General features: G+C 71.0%; 16 protein-coding genes. 5 read left to right on the top strand and 11 right to left on the bottom strand.

Annotation, left to right across the window (positions count from 1 at the left end; translation table 11 throughout):
* Position 1 precedes the first annotated feature (1 nt).
* The 4 genes from ACWDUZ_RS01295 to ACWDUZ_RS01280 all read right to left on the bottom strand — a co-directional run bounded on the left by ACWDUZ_RS01295 (position 2) and on the right by ACWDUZ_RS01280 (position 4,059).
* On the bottom strand, positions 2–757 hold the full coding sequence (locus tag ACWDUZ_RS01295) for a GvpL/GvpF family gas vesicle protein (protein ID WP_451629665.1): 756 nt from the start codon (positions 755–757) through the stop codon (positions 2–4).
* Positions 754–1,281 carry a gas vesicle protein GvpJ gene (gvpJ, locus tag ACWDUZ_RS01290; RefSeq protein ID WP_451629664.1) on the bottom strand — a complete coding sequence of 176 codons (528 nt, stop codon included), beginning with the start codon at positions 1,279–1,281 and terminating at the stop codon, positions 754–756. Before gvpJ ends, ACWDUZ_RS01295 begins: the two co-directional genes overlap by 4 nt.
* Before the next feature lie 36 nt (positions 1,282–1,317).
* On the bottom strand, positions 1,318–1,635 hold the full coding sequence (locus ACWDUZ_RS01285; protein ID WP_451629663.1) for a gas vesicle protein GvpO: 318 nt from the start codon (positions 1,633–1,635) through the stop codon (positions 1,318–1,320).
* A gap of 114 nt (positions 1,636–1,749) precedes the next feature.
* Positions 1,750–4,059, bottom strand: coding sequence for an LLM class flavin-dependent oxidoreductase (locus ACWDUZ_RS01280; protein ID WP_451629662.1), 2,310 nt, complete (start codon positions 4,057–4,059; stop codon positions 1,750–1,752).
* A 275-nt stretch (positions 4,060–4,334) separates the two neighbouring features.
* Here ACWDUZ_RS01280 and ACWDUZ_RS01275 point away from each other — a divergent pair, with 275 nt between their 5' ends.
* Complete coding sequence (locus tag ACWDUZ_RS01275; RefSeq protein WP_451629661.1) at positions 4,335–4,988, top strand: FMN-dependent NADH-azoreductase; 654 nt, start codon at positions 4,335–4,337, stop codon at positions 4,986–4,988.
* A gap of 119 nt (positions 4,989–5,107) precedes the next feature.
* On the opposite strand, the gene ACWDUZ_RS01270 is transcribed toward ACWDUZ_RS01275, so the two are convergent.
* The gene (locus ACWDUZ_RS01270; protein WP_451629660.1) at positions 5,108–5,458 is read right to left on the bottom strand and encodes a GNAT family N-acetyltransferase; all 351 of its coding nucleotides are present in this window, start codon (positions 5,456–5,458) and stop codon (positions 5,108–5,110) included.
* A 395-nt stretch (positions 5,459–5,853) separates the two neighbouring features.
* Between ACWDUZ_RS01270 and msrA (ACWDUZ_RS01265) the strand changes: the two genes are divergently transcribed.
* From msrA (ACWDUZ_RS01265) to ACWDUZ_RS01255, 3 genes are all read left to right on the top strand, one after another.
* Positions 5,854–6,408, top strand: coding sequence for a peptide-methionine (S)-S-oxide reductase MsrA (gene msrA, locus ACWDUZ_RS01265; RefSeq protein ID WP_451629659.1), 555 nt, complete (start codon positions 5,854–5,856; stop codon positions 6,406–6,408).
* A 248-nt stretch (positions 6,409–6,656) separates the two neighbouring features.
* Positions 6,657–7,352, top strand: coding sequence for a TetR/AcrR family transcriptional regulator (locus ACWDUZ_RS01260; protein ID WP_451629658.1), 696 nt, complete (start codon positions 6,657–6,659; stop codon positions 7,350–7,352).
* A 335-nt stretch (positions 7,353–7,687) separates the two neighbouring features.
* A complete protein-coding gene (locus ACWDUZ_RS01255; RefSeq protein WP_451629657.1) occupies positions 7,688–9,577 on the top strand; it encodes a BTAD domain-containing putative transcriptional regulator in 1,890 nt (629 codons plus the stop codon).
* Positions 9,578–9,774: 197 nt separating this feature from the next.
* Here ACWDUZ_RS01255 and ACWDUZ_RS01250 read toward each other — a convergent pair whose 3' ends face one another.
* From ACWDUZ_RS01250 to ACWDUZ_RS01230, 5 genes are all read right to left on the bottom strand, one after another.
* Complete coding sequence (locus tag ACWDUZ_RS01250; RefSeq protein ID WP_451629656.1) at positions 9,775–10,083, bottom strand: DUF6510 family protein; 309 nt, start codon at positions 10,081–10,083, stop codon at positions 9,775–9,777.
* Position 10,084: 1 nt separating this feature from the next.
* On the bottom strand, positions 10,085–10,840 hold the full coding sequence (locus ACWDUZ_RS01245) for a ferredoxin reductase (protein WP_451629655.1): 756 nt from the start codon (positions 10,838–10,840) through the stop codon (positions 10,085–10,087).
* Positions 10,810–11,409: a molybdopterin-dependent oxidoreductase gene (locus tag ACWDUZ_RS01240; protein ID WP_451629654.1), complete on the bottom strand. Its 600-nt coding sequence runs from the start codon at positions 11,407–11,409 to the stop codon at positions 10,810–10,812. The genes ACWDUZ_RS01245 and ACWDUZ_RS01240 overlap by 31 nt, the downstream gene beginning before the upstream one ends.
* Positions 11,410–11,640: 231 nt before the next feature.
* A complete protein-coding gene (locus ACWDUZ_RS01235; RefSeq protein ID WP_451629815.1) occupies positions 11,641–12,375 on the bottom strand; it encodes an RNA polymerase sigma factor in 735 nt (244 codons plus the stop codon).
* A gap of 214 nt (positions 12,376–12,589) precedes the next feature.
* Positions 12,590–13,051, bottom strand: coding sequence for a DUF5709 domain-containing protein (locus ACWDUZ_RS01230; protein ID WP_451629653.1), 462 nt, complete (start codon positions 13,049–13,051; stop codon positions 12,590–12,592).
* Between the two features lie 500 nt (positions 13,052–13,551).
* Between ACWDUZ_RS01230 and msrA (ACWDUZ_RS01225) the strand changes: the two genes are divergently transcribed.
* Positions 13,552–14,061: a peptide-methionine (S)-S-oxide reductase MsrA gene (gene msrA / locus ACWDUZ_RS01225; RefSeq protein WP_451629652.1), complete on the top strand. Its 510-nt coding sequence runs from the start codon at positions 13,552–13,554 to the stop codon at positions 14,059–14,061.
* A 157-nt stretch (positions 14,062–14,218) separates the two neighbouring features.
* Here msrA (ACWDUZ_RS01225) and ACWDUZ_RS01220 read toward each other — a convergent pair whose 3' ends face one another.
* Complete coding sequence (locus tag ACWDUZ_RS01220) at positions 14,219–14,833, bottom strand: 3'-5' exoribonuclease domain-containing protein (RefSeq protein ID WP_451629651.1); 615 nt, start codon at positions 14,831–14,833, stop codon at positions 14,219–14,221.
* Between the last annotated feature and the right edge of the window lie 183 nt (positions 14,834–15,016).

Below are 15,016 nucleotides of genomic sequence, written 5' to 3'. Positions count from 1 at the left end.
GTCACCGCCCGGCCGCGACGGGAGGCGCCTGGACGAAGCTGTAGCACGGCAGGGGGCCGGTCACGCTGAGCGCCAGCCGGTCCCCGAGGTCGCGGGCCTGCGCGGCCAGTGCCTGCCGGAACCGGGCCTCGTCGCGGGTGCGCAGCAGGAACGACGCGCTCAGTGCCCGCTCGTCGTCGACCGGTCCCTCGACCACGCGTACCGCCAGTGGAGCCAGACCGGCGAGGACCGCGCGCGCCGCGCTCCGCGCCTCACGCCGGACGGCCTTGGCCAAGGCCTCGCCCAGACGCACGTTGGCCTCGTAGTCCGGTCTGCGCCGGGTGCGCTGGGCCAGGCGGCGCAGCTTCTCGTCCCGGCGCACGAGATCGGTGAAGCAGTCGGGTACCGGCACGCCCTTGACGTTCATCTCCACGCAGTCCCGGACCGTGTCCAGCTGTGCCGTCAGCCGGCCGGTGTCGGTGCGCAACTGCGAGCGCAGCGTGTCCTGATCGGGGCTGACGACGGCGAACCTCATGGGCAGCACGGAGCCCTGGGCGAGGAGCTCACCCAGCACCGTCTGATGGGCCAGCAGGTCCCGGCGGCGCGCGCGGATCCGCTCGGGCGCCCGGGAGACCGCCGCGCACAGGCCCGACTCGGCCAGCAGCCGCACGGGCGCGCCGCCCACACCCGGGGCGCGGGGGACCCGGACACCGGCGGGGGCGATGCCGTAGACGTACAACGGTCCGGAGGCGATGGCGGCGGCGTCCGTCATGGTCATTCCTCCTCGGCCGGGCGGCGTGCTCGCGGACGCGGGCGGTCCTCCTCACCGGCACGGCGACCGGCCGGTCTGCTGCGCTCCGCGGCGGGGCGGCGGCGCGCCGGCTCGGGCTCGCGCCGGCTCCGGGCACGCGGGGGACCGGCCTCCTCTTCCTCCGGCTCCTCCTCCGCCGCGGAGCCTTCGGGGCTGAGGATGTCCCGGACCCTCGAGCTCAGGGAGCGGGCGGTACGCCTGGCGCCCGCCTTGGCCACGGTCTTCGCCGGCGACCCCCCGAACAGTTCCGGCACGGTCTTGGACCGCGCGTCGTACTCCAGGTCGAGACGGTTGCACGCCTCGGCGAAGCGCAGGTACGTGTCGACGCTGGCGACCACGATCCGGGCGTCCACCTTGAGGATCTCGATGCCGACCAGCGAGACGCGCACGAAGACGTCGATCACCATGCCCCGGTCGAGGATGAGCTCGAGCACGTCGTAGAGGGTGCCGGCGCGGGGTACGCACACCACCTCGTCGTCGTAGGTGATCACACCACGCTCCTTCCGGGGCCGGCCCCGACGGGCCGCTCACTGGTCCTGGGCACCCCGCCGATAGCGGGCGATCCGGCGGTACTGCAACAGCTCTCCCTCCGCGTCGAGTTCGACCCGGTAGGTGGCGAGCAGGCTGGTGGTGTCGGGGATACGGGCCAGTTCCAGGACATCGACGTCGACGATCCAGCCGTCGTCCTCGCTCCGGGCCACCGCGGATACTCCCTCCAGACGGTGGTGCACGAGCTGGGCCAGCCCCTCGGCGGCGCACTCGGCCGCTTCCTTGGCGCCGCGGACCGCGCGCGAACGCGGGGACGCGCCGGCCGTGGCGCGGTTTCGCTCGCGGGTTTCTGTCATGCAGCCACTGTGACCGTACGGCCTGGTGGGCGCGCGCGGAGCTGGGCCATCCGTGGACCCGGTCACCGCGTCCGACGTACCGTCAGGCGCGCCCTCCAGGGGCCGCGACACCGTTCAGGCGGCGGCTTCATGGAGCTCCTCCCGCGGCGCCTCGGGCGGCTGCGCCGGCGTGAGGTCGAAGTTGCGGTCGAAGACGTCGTCCGGGTCCCACTGGGCCTTCAGGCGCCGCAGCCGGCTGAGGACCGGCTCGGGGAAGGCGTCGTGGAGGCGGGCCGGATCGGTGTCCGTCTCGAAGTTCAGGTACATGCCGTTCAGATGCGGATACAGCCGGGCCCAGTGGTTGTTCAGGCGGGGGACCAGATGGGGAGCGGTGGCGGCGAGGACGGAGAAGTGCTGGGTGCGGTGCGACCAGGCCATCGCCTCGGCGGGGACGTCGTGCACGGCGCCGCCCAGGGACCGGAACTGCATGATCAGCACTTCGCCCGACTTCATCATGCGCTCGATCACCTCGGCGGCTTCCCGGGTGATGTGCTCCAGGAGCCCGCTGCGGGTGTCCTCGAGGCCTTGGCCGCGGTGCCGGTTCTCCGGCGGTGCCACGATCTCGTGGTACGGGACGAGGCGGGCCTGCGAGCCGAGGACGGGGCCGGCGTCCAGGAACGGCGTCAGGGCGTTCTGCGCGGCTTCGACGTCCTCGCCCGCGTGAACGAGGGTGATCCGGGCGGTCACCGGTCTGCCGCGCCGGGCAGGCAAGAGCGACAGGAAGCTCGTCACCTCCCGCGGTGCGTCCTCGACCAGCCGGCCCCACCTGACCAGGACGTTCGCGGTGTCGGTCGCGTCCACCGTGAGCGTGGCGTGGGCGACGTCGCCGATCTCGTACGCCTCGAACTCGAATGCCGTGACGATGCCGAAGTTGCCGCCCGCGCCCCGGATCGCCCAGAACAGGTCGGGGTGGTGGTCCGAGTCGACGCGGAGGAGGCGGCCGTCGGCGACGACGATCTCAGCGGCCACGAGGTGGTCGATGGTCAGCCCGTGTTTGCGGGCGAGGTAACCGAGGCCACCGGCCGTGGCGAGACCGCCCACACCGACGTCGCCGTAATCGCCGGAGCTCAGGGCCAGACCGTGCGGCGCCAGAGCGCGGGCGACATGGCCCCAGCGTGCTCCTGGCCCGACTGCGATCCGGCGGGCGGCCCGGTCGATCACCGTGACGGAGTTCATCTTCGACAGGTCGATGACGATGCCTCCGTCGTTGGTCGACCGGCCGCTGATGCCATGGCCGCCGCTGCGGACGGCTATGCCGACGTCCTGGCCGCGTGCGTAGGCGAGGGCGGCCGCGATGTCGTCGGCGTTCTCCGCCTGGACGACCAGTGCGGGGGAGCCGGTGCGGGTGTAGGTGTGCCGCACGTCCTCGTAGGCCCGGTCGCCGGGCTTGACGGCTTTCCTCGCGAGCCGCTCGGGGACGGCGTCGTAGTCGACGGCGCGGTGCCGTGGGCCGAGAGCGACGGCCGGACGGGTGGGTGCGGGGCTCACGCCCGCCGCCCGCTCGCGTGCCACCGCCTCCCGCAGCGCCGGGGCGACCCGCTCGCCGAAGGTGCGGATCACGTCCGGGTCGTCGCCGCCGACGAGGAACCCGGAGAAACCGTGCTCGAGCACCAGGGGAAGCAGATCGTCGACCCATTTCTGCGGGGGCCCCTGGAGAGGCCCACTGCGGCCGGGGGAGAAGCCGACGTTCAAAACGTTGAGCAGGCGCCTGACCTCCCCGGGTGCTCGCCCCGCCGCCTGAGCGGCCTCGTCGATCACCTTGTTCGACGCGGCGATGTCGGGGTGGTGGAGGTACTCCAGGGTGGGCAGCCACCCATCGGCCGCGCGTCCGGCCAGGCCCAGCATTCGCGGCTTGTAGGCGCCGAGCCAGATGCCGATGTCGTGCGCGGGGCGCGGGCCGCGCTTCGTCGCGGGCACGGAGTAGTGCGTGCCCTGGTGCCGAAGCGGCCCGGGCGCGCTCTCGTCCCAGATGCCTCTGATGACGTCGATCGCCTCGTCGAGTGCTTCGACGCCTTCGCCGGGTGTACGACGTGGCCCGCCCATGCCGTACACCGCGTCGGGAAAGGCCCCTGCGCCGAGGCCGAGTTCGAACCGGCCTTTCGACAGCAGGTCGAGGCTCGCCGTGGCCCGCGCGAGCGCCGCGGGCGGGCGCAGAGGGAGGTTCAGGACGTTCGCCGAGACATGGATGCGCCGGGTCCTGGCCGCCACCCAGGTCAGCAGTGTGTAGGTGTCCAGGAAGCGCGGGTTGTAGGGGTGGTCCTGGAAGGTCGCCAGGTCGAGCCCGGCCGCTTCGGTGGTCTCCGCGAGCGCCACGGCCCGTTCGGGATCGCGCGCGGTGGGGGTGATGAAGGTCCCGAGCAGCAGGTCGTGGCCGTAGTCAGGCATGGAAGGGCCCTTCGGACAGTCGGTAAACGGACCATGGTCCGCTTCTCTCGATCCGGTGTAACAGGCGTGGCGGGTCGGGCACTACCTAGCTTGGGCGTGGCGTTGGACACAGTGTCCGACGCGATGGCGTGACGCACCGCCTGACCATCCTGACTTACTTTTCATTAGTAGCTAATCGGTGCTTTGTGTGGGGGCGACGGCGGACAGCACTGTGGACGCGTGCTGCTCCTGCGGGCAGCCGCGAAGATCACGACCGAGCACCTGGAGAACCCCTCATGGCAACCCTGCTGCACCTCGACTCCTCATTGCACTTCGGCACCGACTCGAAGTCCCGCACCGTGGCGCTCAAGTTCCGTGAGGCGTGGCGGGAACAGCACCCCGACGGGCAGATCGTCCACCGGGACCTCGCCGCGGACCCGCTGCCCCACCTGGACGGGCACGGCTTCACCGCGGCCTTCGTGGACGAGGGGGCCCGGACGCCGGAGCAGGCCGCCGCGTTCGCCAAACGTCTGGAACTGATCGAGGAGCTGGAGCGGGCCGACGCCGTGCTGCTCGGCGCCCCGATGTACAACTTCACGATTCCCTCGACCCTCAAGAGCTGGATCGACCATGTGCTCCTGGTCGACCGCACCACGGGTGACGGCTCCAGCGTGAAAGGTCTCCCGCTCACCGTCGTCGCCAGCCGGGGCGGCTCCTACGCGCCGGGTACGCCCCGGGAGTCGTCGGAGTACGTGCAGAACTACCTGCGGTCCATCCTGGGCGAGTACATGGGCTTCGACGTCGACTTCATCGTTCCCGAGCTGACCGCCGCCGCGTCGAACCCGGCGATGGCCGAGCTCATCCCCCTGGCCGAGGCGTCCTGGGCCAAGGCCCTGCAGGACGCCGTCGTCAAGGGCAAGGAAGTCGCGCAGCGCCTCACCGCGGCCTGACCGCGGCACGGACGCCGGGCGGCGCCCCATGGCCCCACCGCGTGGCGTCCCCAGCCCCAGCGGGCCGTGACCGTCGCGGTCACGGCCCGCTGGGCCTGGGAGGCGGGGTGGTCGGTTCGTCAGTGCCCGCTGTTCGTGTCCCGCGCGGTGTGGGTGGCGATGAAAGCCGAGCGGTTGATGTCGACGGTGTCGTTCCACTCGGGGTGGGCCTGGACGTAGTCGGCGACAAAACCGCAATAGACGCCGACCGGGCCCTGCCCCCCGCTCAGGTCTTCCAGGGCGTAGCGCGCGAGGGCCGACGCGATGCCCTGATGCCGGCGGTTCTGGTCCACGTACGAGTGCGTGAGCGAGACGCGTCCGCCAGTAGTCTCGTAAGCGAGGGTGCCGACGACCTCGCCCTCGATCAGCGCCTCGTAGAGGCGGGCGGTCTCGTCCTTGCGCACCTCGACGGCGGCCGGTGATGACTCCATGCTCTGTTCTCGATTCGTTCGTCTCCCGCCCCGGAGCGGGCCTCAGGGGCGCTCAAGTGGACTACTCAGTCCAACTTACCGTACGCATTCACGCGAATGGGGGTCCATACTGGACTCAGAGGTCCGAAGTGGGGCTGGGTCACGGACGGCGCGGCGGCTGATCGACAGCGCCGGTCAAGACGGCTCGGGACGACCCGCGCGGTGCGGGTGACCGAGGACGGCAGTCGTATCGGGCGCGTGTGCGATGACGGTCCCGGCGGCGGAAGCCGGCGGAACCGCGTGAACCCGGTCGCGCCGCGCTTCGTTCCCGTCTTCGGGCCCGCGACGCAGGAATAGGGCGAGTGCCGCTCGCCGTTCGGAACGGCCGAGACCACCAGTACAGAGGAGCACGCATCATGACCAGCGGAATCCACGACACCGGACAGATCACCCGGGAACCGGGCACCGAGACGGCTGTCCTGGCCGGCGGGTGTTTCTGGGGCATGGAGGACCTCATTCGCCGGCAGCCCGGCGTGCTGCGCACACGCGTCGGGTACACCGGTGGACAGAACGATCACGCGACGTACCGCAACCACCCCGGTCACGCCGAGGCGGTCGAGGTCGTCTTCGATCCCACGCAGACGACCTACCGTGACATCCTGGCATTCTTCTTCCAGATCCACGACCCGTCGACCCTGAACCGTCAGGGGAACGACATCGGCACGAGCTACCGGTCGGCGATCTTCCCGCTCTCCCCCGAGCAGGAGCAGGTCGCACGCGACACGATCGCGGATGTCGACGCTTCGGGCCTGTGGCCGGGCAAGGCCGTGACGACGATCGAGCCGGCAGGCCCCTTCTGGGAGGCCGAACCGGAGCACCAGGATTACCTCGTCACGTACCCGAACGGCTACACATGCCACTTCCCGCGCGAAGGCTGGGTGCTGCCCAAGCGCACGGCGCCCTCCGCCTGAGGACGGGGAGCCGCCGGCCGGAGCGGGCGCCGACTCCGGCGTCCGCTCCGATCCACGCCCCGCAAGCCGAGGCCGTCCGGCCACGGACGCGCCCCGGCGGGGGGAGGAGTGGGCCCGCACCGCGGGCCCGGCCGGCCGCGTCGGCACCCGTGGCCGCCGTGGTCCGGCACCTCGCCGTCGCCGATCGCGGCCACCGCACCACGGAGGACGGAAAGAGGACTTTGAAGTCCAGTCTGGATCCTGCTACCGTGCACACCGGTAATCTGGCCGATGTGGCGGAACAGGCGCGCGACAAGAACGGCTCCCGGCTCACCGAGCGCGGGAGGGTGACGCGCGAGCGGATTCTGCGGGCCGCCGCCGACATGATGTACATCAAGGGCGTGTCCCTCACGACCCTCGACGACGTCAGAGCGGCCAGCGGAACGAGCAAATCCCAGCTCTATCGCCACTACTCCGACAAGGATGCGCTGGTGCGGGACGTCGTCGCGTTGCAGGCCGCAGAATTGCTCGAACGCCAGAACCAGCTGCTACGGCGGCTCAACTCGCTCCGCGGGCTGGAGCGCTGGCGGGACGCGGTGATCGAACGCAACGCGCTCCACAGCGGAGCGTACGGCTGCCCCCTCGGCTCCCTGGCGAGCGAACTGGCCGACCAGGACGAAGAGGCGCGCAGGGCGATCGCCCGGCACTTCGAGTCCTGGGAGGGGCTGCTCGAGGCCGGGCTCGTGCGCATGAAGGACTCCGGGGTCCTCAGTGCCGATGCGGACGCCGAAGAACTGGCCACCGGCCTCATGGCCGCCCTTCAAGGCGGCTACCTCCTCGCGCAGACGGCCCAGGACGTCAAACCCATGCGGATCGCTCTCGACATGGCGATCGGCCACATCAAGGCCTTTGCCCTGTCCGCCGAGGGCGACGATCCGGCCGCGGAGGGCGCGGGAGAGCGCTGACCTCTCCGAGGCGAGACGGCGCCCAGAAGTCCAGGTCCGACGCCGCCGACGGCCGCGTCGCGGTCTTGGTGCCGGAGGGACCTCGTCGTCCGCGCCGGCAGGGCGCGGTGTGACGGCGGGAGGGCGCGCTCTTCCCTCCACCCCAGTACGCCGCCCCACTCCCGGGTGGCCCCGGTCGACAGAGGGGGGCGAGAGCCCCGCGCGATGGTCGGGTAGCCTCGTAGAAGGGACTATTTAGTCCAGAAGCTTTAGTCGTTCTGCGGTATGTTCGGGGGAGTCGTCCTTCGCGGACGGCCACATTCAGCGTCACGAGAATTTTCAGGGCGGTACGCACCATGCACCCAGGCGTCCAGTTCTCCGTGCTCGGCCCGGTCCGGCTCCACCGACAGGGAGTCGAGGCCGGAGCAGGTCAGCCGAGGCAGTGCGCCGTACTCGCTTCGCTGCTGCTCAGGGCGGGCAAGCCGGTGAGTCTCGCGAAGCTGGTGGAGGACGTGTGGGGCGACGAGGCCCCACCGTCGGCCCCGGGCTCGGTGCGCACGTACGTATACCGGCTCAGGCAGGCGCTGGGGGACCAGAGCGACAGCTCCGTGCGCCTGGTCGACGGCGGCTATCTGTTGCGCATCCGGCCGGAGGCCCTGGACCTCAACAGGTTCAAGGAGACCGTGGCAAAGGCGAGGGAGGCCCGCGGCAACGGCGACCTGGCGTCCGCGGCGAGCCTGCTGACCGAGGGCCTCGACATGTGGAAGGGGGTGGCCCTGGCCGGGGTGCCGGGGCCGTTCGCGAGCCGGCAGCGCAGTGTCCTCGGTGAGCTGCGCCTGGCCTGTGCGGAGGAGCTGCTCGCCTGCGAAGTCGACCGAGGGCGCTACACCGAGGCCGCGGCGGAACTGTCCGCCCTGCTGGTCGAGCACCCGCTCCGAGAGCGCGTATGCAGCCTCCTGATGACCGCGCTGTACGGTGCCGGCCGGCAGTCCGAGGCCCTGACCATCTACCACACGACCAGCCATCTGCTGCGTCAACGCCTCGGCGTCAGCCCGTCCCCGGAACTGCGGCAGGTCCACGAGCGCATCCTCTCCGGACGGTTCCAGCTCCCGCAGCGCGCCGACCGTCCGAGGCACGCGCCGCGGACGCCCGCGCCCGACGCCCCGGCCCAGCTCCCGGCCGCCCTGCCCAGCCTCGTCGGCCGCGAGTGGGAGCAGGAGCAGGTCGAGCGCCTGGTCGCCGATGCGGAGGCGTCGTCCTCCGTGGCCATCTGCGCCGTCGGCGGACTGGCCGGCGTCGGCAAGACGGCTTTCGCCCTCACCGTCGCCCACCGGCTGGCCGACCGCTTCCCGGACGGCCAGCTCTTCGCCGAGCTCCAGGCGGCGAGACCGGAGACCGAACCACGGGACCCCGCGCACGTGCTCGAGGACTTCCTGCGCTCCCTGGGGGTCCGACCCGAGGACATGCCGGAGACCATCGAGGCGCGCGGGCTCATGTTCCGCGGCCTGCTCGCCAACCGCCGGGTGCTGGTCCTGCTGGACAACGCGAGGGACACGGATCAGCTGAAGCACCTCCTCCCCGGCGGCCCCGGTTCCATGGCTCTGGTCACCAGCCGCATGCAACTGCACGCGCTCGTCGCTGCCTACCAGGCGCTTCCCCTGACACTCGCGCCCCTGAGCCAGACGGACGCACGCAGCCTCCTCGCACGCCGGCTCGGCGCGGCGAGGACGGCGGCCGAACCGGAAGCCGTCGACCGCATCATCGGGCTGGCCGGGCAGCTCCCCCTGGCCCTGGCCAACGTCGCCGCCCGCGCCGCCTACCGACCACAGTTGCGCCTGGCGAGCCTGGCCGACGAGTACGAGGCACCGGAGCTCAGCGCCCTGGACGCCTTCGCGAGCGACGAGGACCAGGCACTCGACGTCCGCGCCTCCCTCACCCGCTCCTACCGCCTGCTCGACACGGAAACGGCCGCGCTCTTCCGCGACCTGAGCGCCTGCCCGGACCCCATGTTCGCGGCATCCCAGGTCGCGGACCTGGCCGGACGGCCCGAGTGCCGGGTCCGTCAGGTCCTGTCCCGCCTCACGCGAGCGCACCTCGTCTCGGAGATCGGCCCGGGCCGGTACAGCTGGAACCGGCTCGTGGCCGCGTACGCGGCGGAGCAGGCGGGGCGGGGGTTCTTCGGCCGGGGCGAACCGGCCCGTCGGCAGAGCGGGCCGGAGCCGGCATCCATGCCGGTCGCGCCGTAGCCGAGGACGGTGACCACCCCGGCCGACTCGCGGCCGGGGACCGACGGCGTGCGGCCGGGGCTGCCGGCGCCGCCGTGGAGGGGCGCCGTACCACGCGGATCGAGCCATGCACGCGCGTACCCGACTGCAAGGAGCCGCGTACGCGCGTGACCGGCTGCTCGAATTCCCGGGGCCGCGGTAGCCGCGGCCCCGGGAAGTCAGGCCTCTTGCAAGGGAATCGCCAGCGAGGACGCGCCGCTCATGTCGAGCCAGACCGCGCTTGTCGTCCGTGTCGTACGCAGCACGACCTTCCCGCACTGCTGGCAGCGCGCGACGAGGCCCGGTGCATGCATGTACACGTGCAGGCAGGCGAGGGGGCCCGTGCAGCCGCAGTGACCGCAACGGCAGGTCGCGGCGGTCACATCGACGGCGAAGACCTCGGACAGGGGTCCTGCCAGCGCGTTCCCGTCGACATACCCGTCATGGACATCGTCCGTATACGGGCTGCCGGACTCCACGGACGCCATCTCAACCTCCACTGTCGCCGAAGCGCTCGGTACGTACTCGCTCAGGGGCATGTCCCAGGAGCACCAGGTAGGCGGCCGTCTTCTCGACGAACGCCGTGGGTCCGCAGACGTAGCAGGTCGGCTCGAAGTCGGGGGGCCAGCCACCGCGGACCAGATCCTCGGGGGTGATACGACCCGGCGGGCGCTGCGCGTCCTCGGGGGCTTCCCTGCTGTAGAGGTACGTCGTGTCCAGCCCCGGAGCCCCTGCGCGCAACTCCGAGCGGTACAGCAGGTCGGACGGGGTCCGCAGCGCGTAGAGCAACCGGAAGGGGACCCGGCTGCCGACCGCCTCGCGCACGCGGACCATGCACATCAGAGGCACGAGTCCCGATCCGCCGGCCACCAGCAGAATCGGCTCTGTCTGCTGCTGCCTCCAGACGAACCAGCCACCGACCGGCCCGCGCAACTCCACCTGGTCCCCGGGCACGAGTTCGTCCACGAGGTAGGGCGAGACCTCTCCGCCGGGCGTGCGCTGGACGGTCAGTTCGAGGCTCCGGCCGTCGGGGGCGGAGGCGATGGAGTAGCTGCGCTGGGTGCTGTAGCCGTCTTCCGCGGTCAGTCTGACGTCCACGTGCTGTCCGGCCAGGTGCCCGGACCAGTCCGGCACGTCCAGCGTCAGCGTGACGGCCGTCGGCGTCTCCACGCGCCGGTCCGTCACCTCGGCGATCCGCCATCGGAGCCGGTCGCCTAGTCTCCCTGATACCGCTGTTCCCGCCATGGGTCTCCGTAGTTGTGATAGCCGGCGCTTTCCCAGAAGCCAGGCGTGTCGTTCCGCCGCAGCTCGATCCCGCGTACCCACTTCGCGGACTTCCACAGGTACAGGTGCGGGACCAGCAGTCGCGCGGGGCCTCCGTGTTCGGGCGCCAGGTCGCTGCCGTCGTATTCGTAGGCGATCCAGGCCTTGCCGTCGAGCAGGTCGGCGAGGGGCATGTTGGTGGTGTAGCCCCCGTACGAGGTGACGAGGGCGTGCTCCGCGGCGGTCTCCACGTCCGCGAGCAAAACGTCCAGGGACACGCCTCGCCATTCGGTGCCGAACTTCGACCACTTCGTCACGCAGTGCAGGTCCACGGTGGGGGACTCCGCCGGGAGTGCCCTCAGGCCCGCCCAGTCCCACACGTGCTGCTTCCCGGACTCCGTGGTCACGGAGAGCTTCCAGTCGTCTTTCGGGATGCGGGGCGTGGGCCCGGCCGACAGGACCGGGAAGCCGGTCGTCTCGTACTGTCCGGGCGGTAGTTTCGTGCCTGCCGGTGGCCTTCGGCCGTGGAAACCGCGAGAGATGAGCGCCATGTGCTCGCCGTCCTTGTCGGTCCGGGGCGGCCCTGTGGGCCTCTTCGGAAATGAGCGTCCGCGGCTTGCTCAATCTTACCTCCGGCCTTTTGAGAAGGTCGGTTCGTGACCGCCCGGTCCTCCTTGCGGGACAGCCCTCAGGGACGGCGACGGCGCCCGGGTCCCCCGTGCGGTGCGGCGGTGCGAGCCCGGTGGGGCGGCGCGGCCCGGGCCGACGGGGCCGCCGCCGCGTCAGCCCGCGGTGCTGAGATGCCCGCCGGCGATCAGCTGGGCCCGCAGTTTCCTGCGGGCGTCGAACATGGTCTTGTAGAGCGCGTTGCGGTTCGTCCCCAGTTCGCCGGCGAGCGTTTCCAGGGGGACCCCGTTGACGACGGCGGTGAAGACCTTCCGCTGGTGGGCGCTGAGTGCGGTCTCGACCGCGTTGCGTATGGCCTCGACCAGTTCTCGGGCCTGCCAGTGGCTGACTGGGTCGGCTCCGGAGCAGTCGGGCACCTGCGCCCAGTCTTCCGACTCGAACCACGCGTTCGGCGCACGCCAGAAATGCCGGCCCAGCTTGCTGGACACTTCGAGTGCGACAAATCGAAACGCCCATGTGGTGAATCTGGCGTCGCCTCGGAATTCCCGGATCTTGTGCGTGATTCTCATCAGGGCATCGGCGGCCGACTGGTGGGCGAGGTCGTTCAGTTCGGGTCCCGTGATCCGGTGACGGGGACCGCGGCGGAACGCCTCGTCCATGGCGATCCGCACCAGCAGTTCGTGCAGCCGTCTGCAAGCCTGTTCGTACTGCGGCCCGTGACCGTCCTGGAGCGCGTCCACCCAGGCGGCGGACTCCGGGTCGAGTTGCCCTCGGCGTTCGGCGGGCTCTGCCGTCGGGGTGCTGCCGTCGGTTCCGGAATCTCCATTCGAAGCCGGGCGGCATGTTCTGCTGAAATCCGTGGAGTGCATTGCCTTCAATCCCCAGGTCATCTCGTGCACTCAAGCCAACCACGGGGGTCATCTACCGGACGTCTACGCTCAGTCGCTGCTTCTTCTTTCCTCGTGCGTACATCCCGGGATTGCACGGGTGAGATTTCCGGTGCATTCCGACCAGCGACTCGCGCCCGGCGTGAGGCGTGTTCTCCCGCCGGTCGCGACGGCGGGAGAACAGTCCGGTGGCGAAGGCCCGCGCCCTCCCACGCCCTCAAAGGTTCTCTCGGGTCTCGGGCACCACGTGGACAGCCGCTTCCTCGGCGGAGGCGGCCCCGTTGTCGACGCCCACGTCCCGCGCCCAGTAGTCGTCGCCGTCGTATCCCGTGGCGACGACGTCCGTGTCCCAGCCGAGGAGGCGCCCCGCGCGCTCGTCGCCGACCTGGTCGTCGATGAGCTCTCCGTCCGTGCCGATCGTGTCGCCCAGCCCGTCGCCCTCGTCCCGCGCGGTGACCTCCGGCAGCTCGCGCCTGAGCCGGTGCGTGAGGTCCTCGTGGGAGGCGCCCTCCCTCGCGGTGACGCCCCAGTCGTTGACGGCCAGAGGCGCGTTGGCGGGCGAGTAACCCCGGTCGAGGACGTCCTCTCCCAGCTCGTCCTCGTCGTACTCCTCCTGCGACCGCAGCGGATTGGAGGCGCTCAGGTCCTCGGCGGGCAGGAAATCGTCTGGTGAAGTCATTACGGCCTCCATGCCGTCGGAGCCCCGCGACATCGGGGTGCCGGCGCCTCGGTGACGGCGCGGGCGGGACGAGGCCATTCAAGCGGCCCGGTGTCGACTGGGCGTCTATCCGGCATCGTCGCCCGGGGCGGGCCCTCGGCTCACGCCGAGCGGTCGCGCGTTCTGAGCACCACCGGCCCGGGTGTCCCTCGGGCTCAGCCGTCGGTCGCTCAGGGCTGTGTCATGCCCGGGTTACCCGGCTCGCCACCACCGCTGTACCGGTGCAGGCACGCGTGTGCCCCGGCGGCCGGCGGGCCCGGCACCCGCGGACGCCGGGTAAGGAGTCCGCCACGGAAGCAGCTAACGGTTGACCGGCCGCTGGGTCCGGAGCCCCAGGGTCGAGGCCCTGGGGTGGATCCGCGATCCGGCGACGCGGCGGGCCCCGCCCGTCGATGCCGGTCTCGTGTCGGGCGGCCTCGGCCGGATCCGACTTCACAGCTTCACAGAAGGGGGAACGCGACGTGGTTCCGGCGAGGGAGTATGCGGTGCTGGCGGGCGGATGCTTCTGGGGCATGCAGGAGCTGTTCCGCCGGTTCCCGGGTGTCGTGGGCACCCGTGTCGGCTACACCGGCGGTGAGGTGGTGAAACCGACATTCCGGAACCACGGGAACCATGCGGAGGCGGTCGAGGTCACCTACGACCCTTCCGGGACGGACTACCGCAGCATTCTGGAGTTCTTCTTCCAGATCCACGACCCCACCACAGTGCACCGGCAGGGCGACGACATCGGCTTGACCTTCAGGTCCGCCATCTTCTACCTCGACGAGGAACAGCGGCGCGTCGCGCAGGCGGTGATCAAGGACTGCGAAGCGTCTGGATCATGGCCCGGGAAGCTGGTCACCGAGGTCGTCCCGTCCGGCACGTTCTGGGAAGCGGAACCCGAGCACCAGAACTACCTGCGGCGCCATCCGGAGGCGCACATCAGCCAGTACGTCCGGAAGGACTGGAAGCTGCCCCGGCCGCCGGCCTGACCCGCCCGCGCTCATCCCAGCGAGAGCGTGTCACGAAAGGTGAGGTGAGCACGTCACCCGGTCCGGCTCGGGCCTCGTCAGCTTTCGAGGGCCATCCGAACCGCGAGCAGGAGCAGCACGCCGCCGGAGACCCCGGCCGCCGGTCGGGGTCAAGACGTCAGCCGGATACCGGTGCCGCTTCGCCGGGGCCCGGCCACGCCAGGAGATTCGCCAGCAGTTCCGCCTGCTCGATGGCGTCGTCCAGGGCGTGGTGGGTGTGCCGGCGCCGGGACAGCAGGTGTCGTGGCATCGTGCCCTTGGCCACGGCCCGCAGCGGCAGCCCGGCTTTGGTGGCGTACAGCGTCTTCATGTCCAGGCAGCCGGAGTGCCCGAAGGGGCTCTCGCCGGTGAAGCGGATCAGGTACCAGTACAGGAACGTCCAGTCGTACGACGCCGGGTAGCCGCACATCACCGGCTGCGCGCCGGCACTCACCTCGCGCACCCACGCGCTGAACTCGGCGAGCGCGACCGCCGGTTCGGCGCCCTCGGTCGTCAGGCGGTCGCGGTCCAGGCCGCTCACCGCCAACGCCGCCGGGACGAAGTCGTCGGAAATCGGCTGTAGTTCGCGGTAGAAGGTGTGCTCCTCCGGGTCCGCCGGCGTGAAGCCGTCGGCGTCCTGGGTGCCGGCCACGGCCGCGCCGAGGCTCAGCATCGAGTAGGGCCCCGGGATCGGCCCGTCGGCCTCGATGTCGACGGAGATGCAACGGCCGGGTCTGACGCGTCGTGCGGGCATGGGACCGGAGCATGGCAGGCACCGGCGGTGCCGCGCATCCGAATTCGGGTGCGTTGTCCGGTCGGCCCGGCGGGCGGGCCACCGGGGGACGCCATGATCTTATGACGGGTGCCATGTGCCGCCCCGGTCCCGCGTCTACCTTCCGCGCCGGGACGAAGGGCAATCGGCGTGCTTTCAAGGGCG

The organism is Streptomyces sp. NPDC003393, assembly GCF_053589015.1.
The sequence above is the reverse complement of the archived record's forward strand: the minus strand, read 5'-3'. Positions and strand labels throughout refer to the sequence as shown.

What these genes read in the sequence shown, in the direction of transcription:
- ACWDUZ_RS01295 (WP_451629665.1), bottom strand. Translation starts at nt 757, where the DNA reads ATGACCATGACGGACGCCGCCGCCATCGCCTCCGGACCGTTGTACGTC.
- ACWDUZ_RS01285 (WP_451629663.1), bottom strand. Translation starts at nt 1,635, where the DNA reads ATGACAGAAACCCGCGAGCGAAACCGCGCCACGGCCGGCGCGTCCCCG.
- ACWDUZ_RS01280 (WP_451629662.1), bottom strand. Translation starts at nt 4,059, where the DNA reads ATGCCTGACTACGGCCACGACCTGCTGCTCGGGACCTTCATCACCCCC.
- ACWDUZ_RS01275 (WP_451629661.1), top strand. Translation starts at nt 4,335, where the DNA reads ATGGCAACCCTGCTGCACCTCGACTCCTCATTGCACTTCGGCACCGAC.
- ACWDUZ_RS01270 (WP_451629660.1), bottom strand. Translation starts at nt 5,458, where the DNA reads ATGGAGTCATCACCGGCCGCCGTCGAGGTGCGCAAGGACGAGACCGCC.
- msrA (WP_451629659.1), top strand. Translation starts at nt 5,854, where the DNA reads ATGACCAGCGGAATCCACGACACCGGACAGATCACCCGGGAACCGGGC.
- ACWDUZ_RS01255 (WP_451629657.1), top strand. Translation starts at nt 7,688, where the DNA reads ATGCACCCAGGCGTCCAGTTCTCCGTGCTCGGCCCGGTCCGGCTCCAC.
- ACWDUZ_RS01250 (WP_451629656.1), bottom strand. Translation starts at nt 10,083, where the DNA reads ATGGCGTCCGTGGAGTCCGGCAGCCCGTATACGGACGATGTCCATGAC.
- ACWDUZ_RS01245 (WP_451629655.1), bottom strand. Translation starts at nt 10,840, where the DNA reads ATGGCGGGAACAGCGGTATCAGGGAGACTAGGCGACCGGCTCCGATGG.
- ACWDUZ_RS01240 (WP_451629654.1), bottom strand. Translation starts at nt 11,409, where the DNA reads ATGGCGCTCATCTCTCGCGGTTTCCACGGCCGAAGGCCACCGGCAGGC.
- ACWDUZ_RS01235 (WP_451629815.1), bottom strand. Translation starts at nt 12,375, where the DNA reads ATGACCTGGGGATTGAAGGCAATGCACTCCACGGATTTCAGCAGAACA.
- ACWDUZ_RS01230 (WP_451629653.1), bottom strand. Translation starts at nt 13,051, where the DNA reads ATGACTTCACCAGACGATTTCCTGCCCGCCGAGGACCTGAGCGCCTCC.
- ACWDUZ_RS01220 (WP_451629651.1), bottom strand. Translation starts at nt 14,833, where the DNA reads ATGCCCGCACGACGCGTCAGACCCGGCCGTTGCATCTCCGTCGACATC.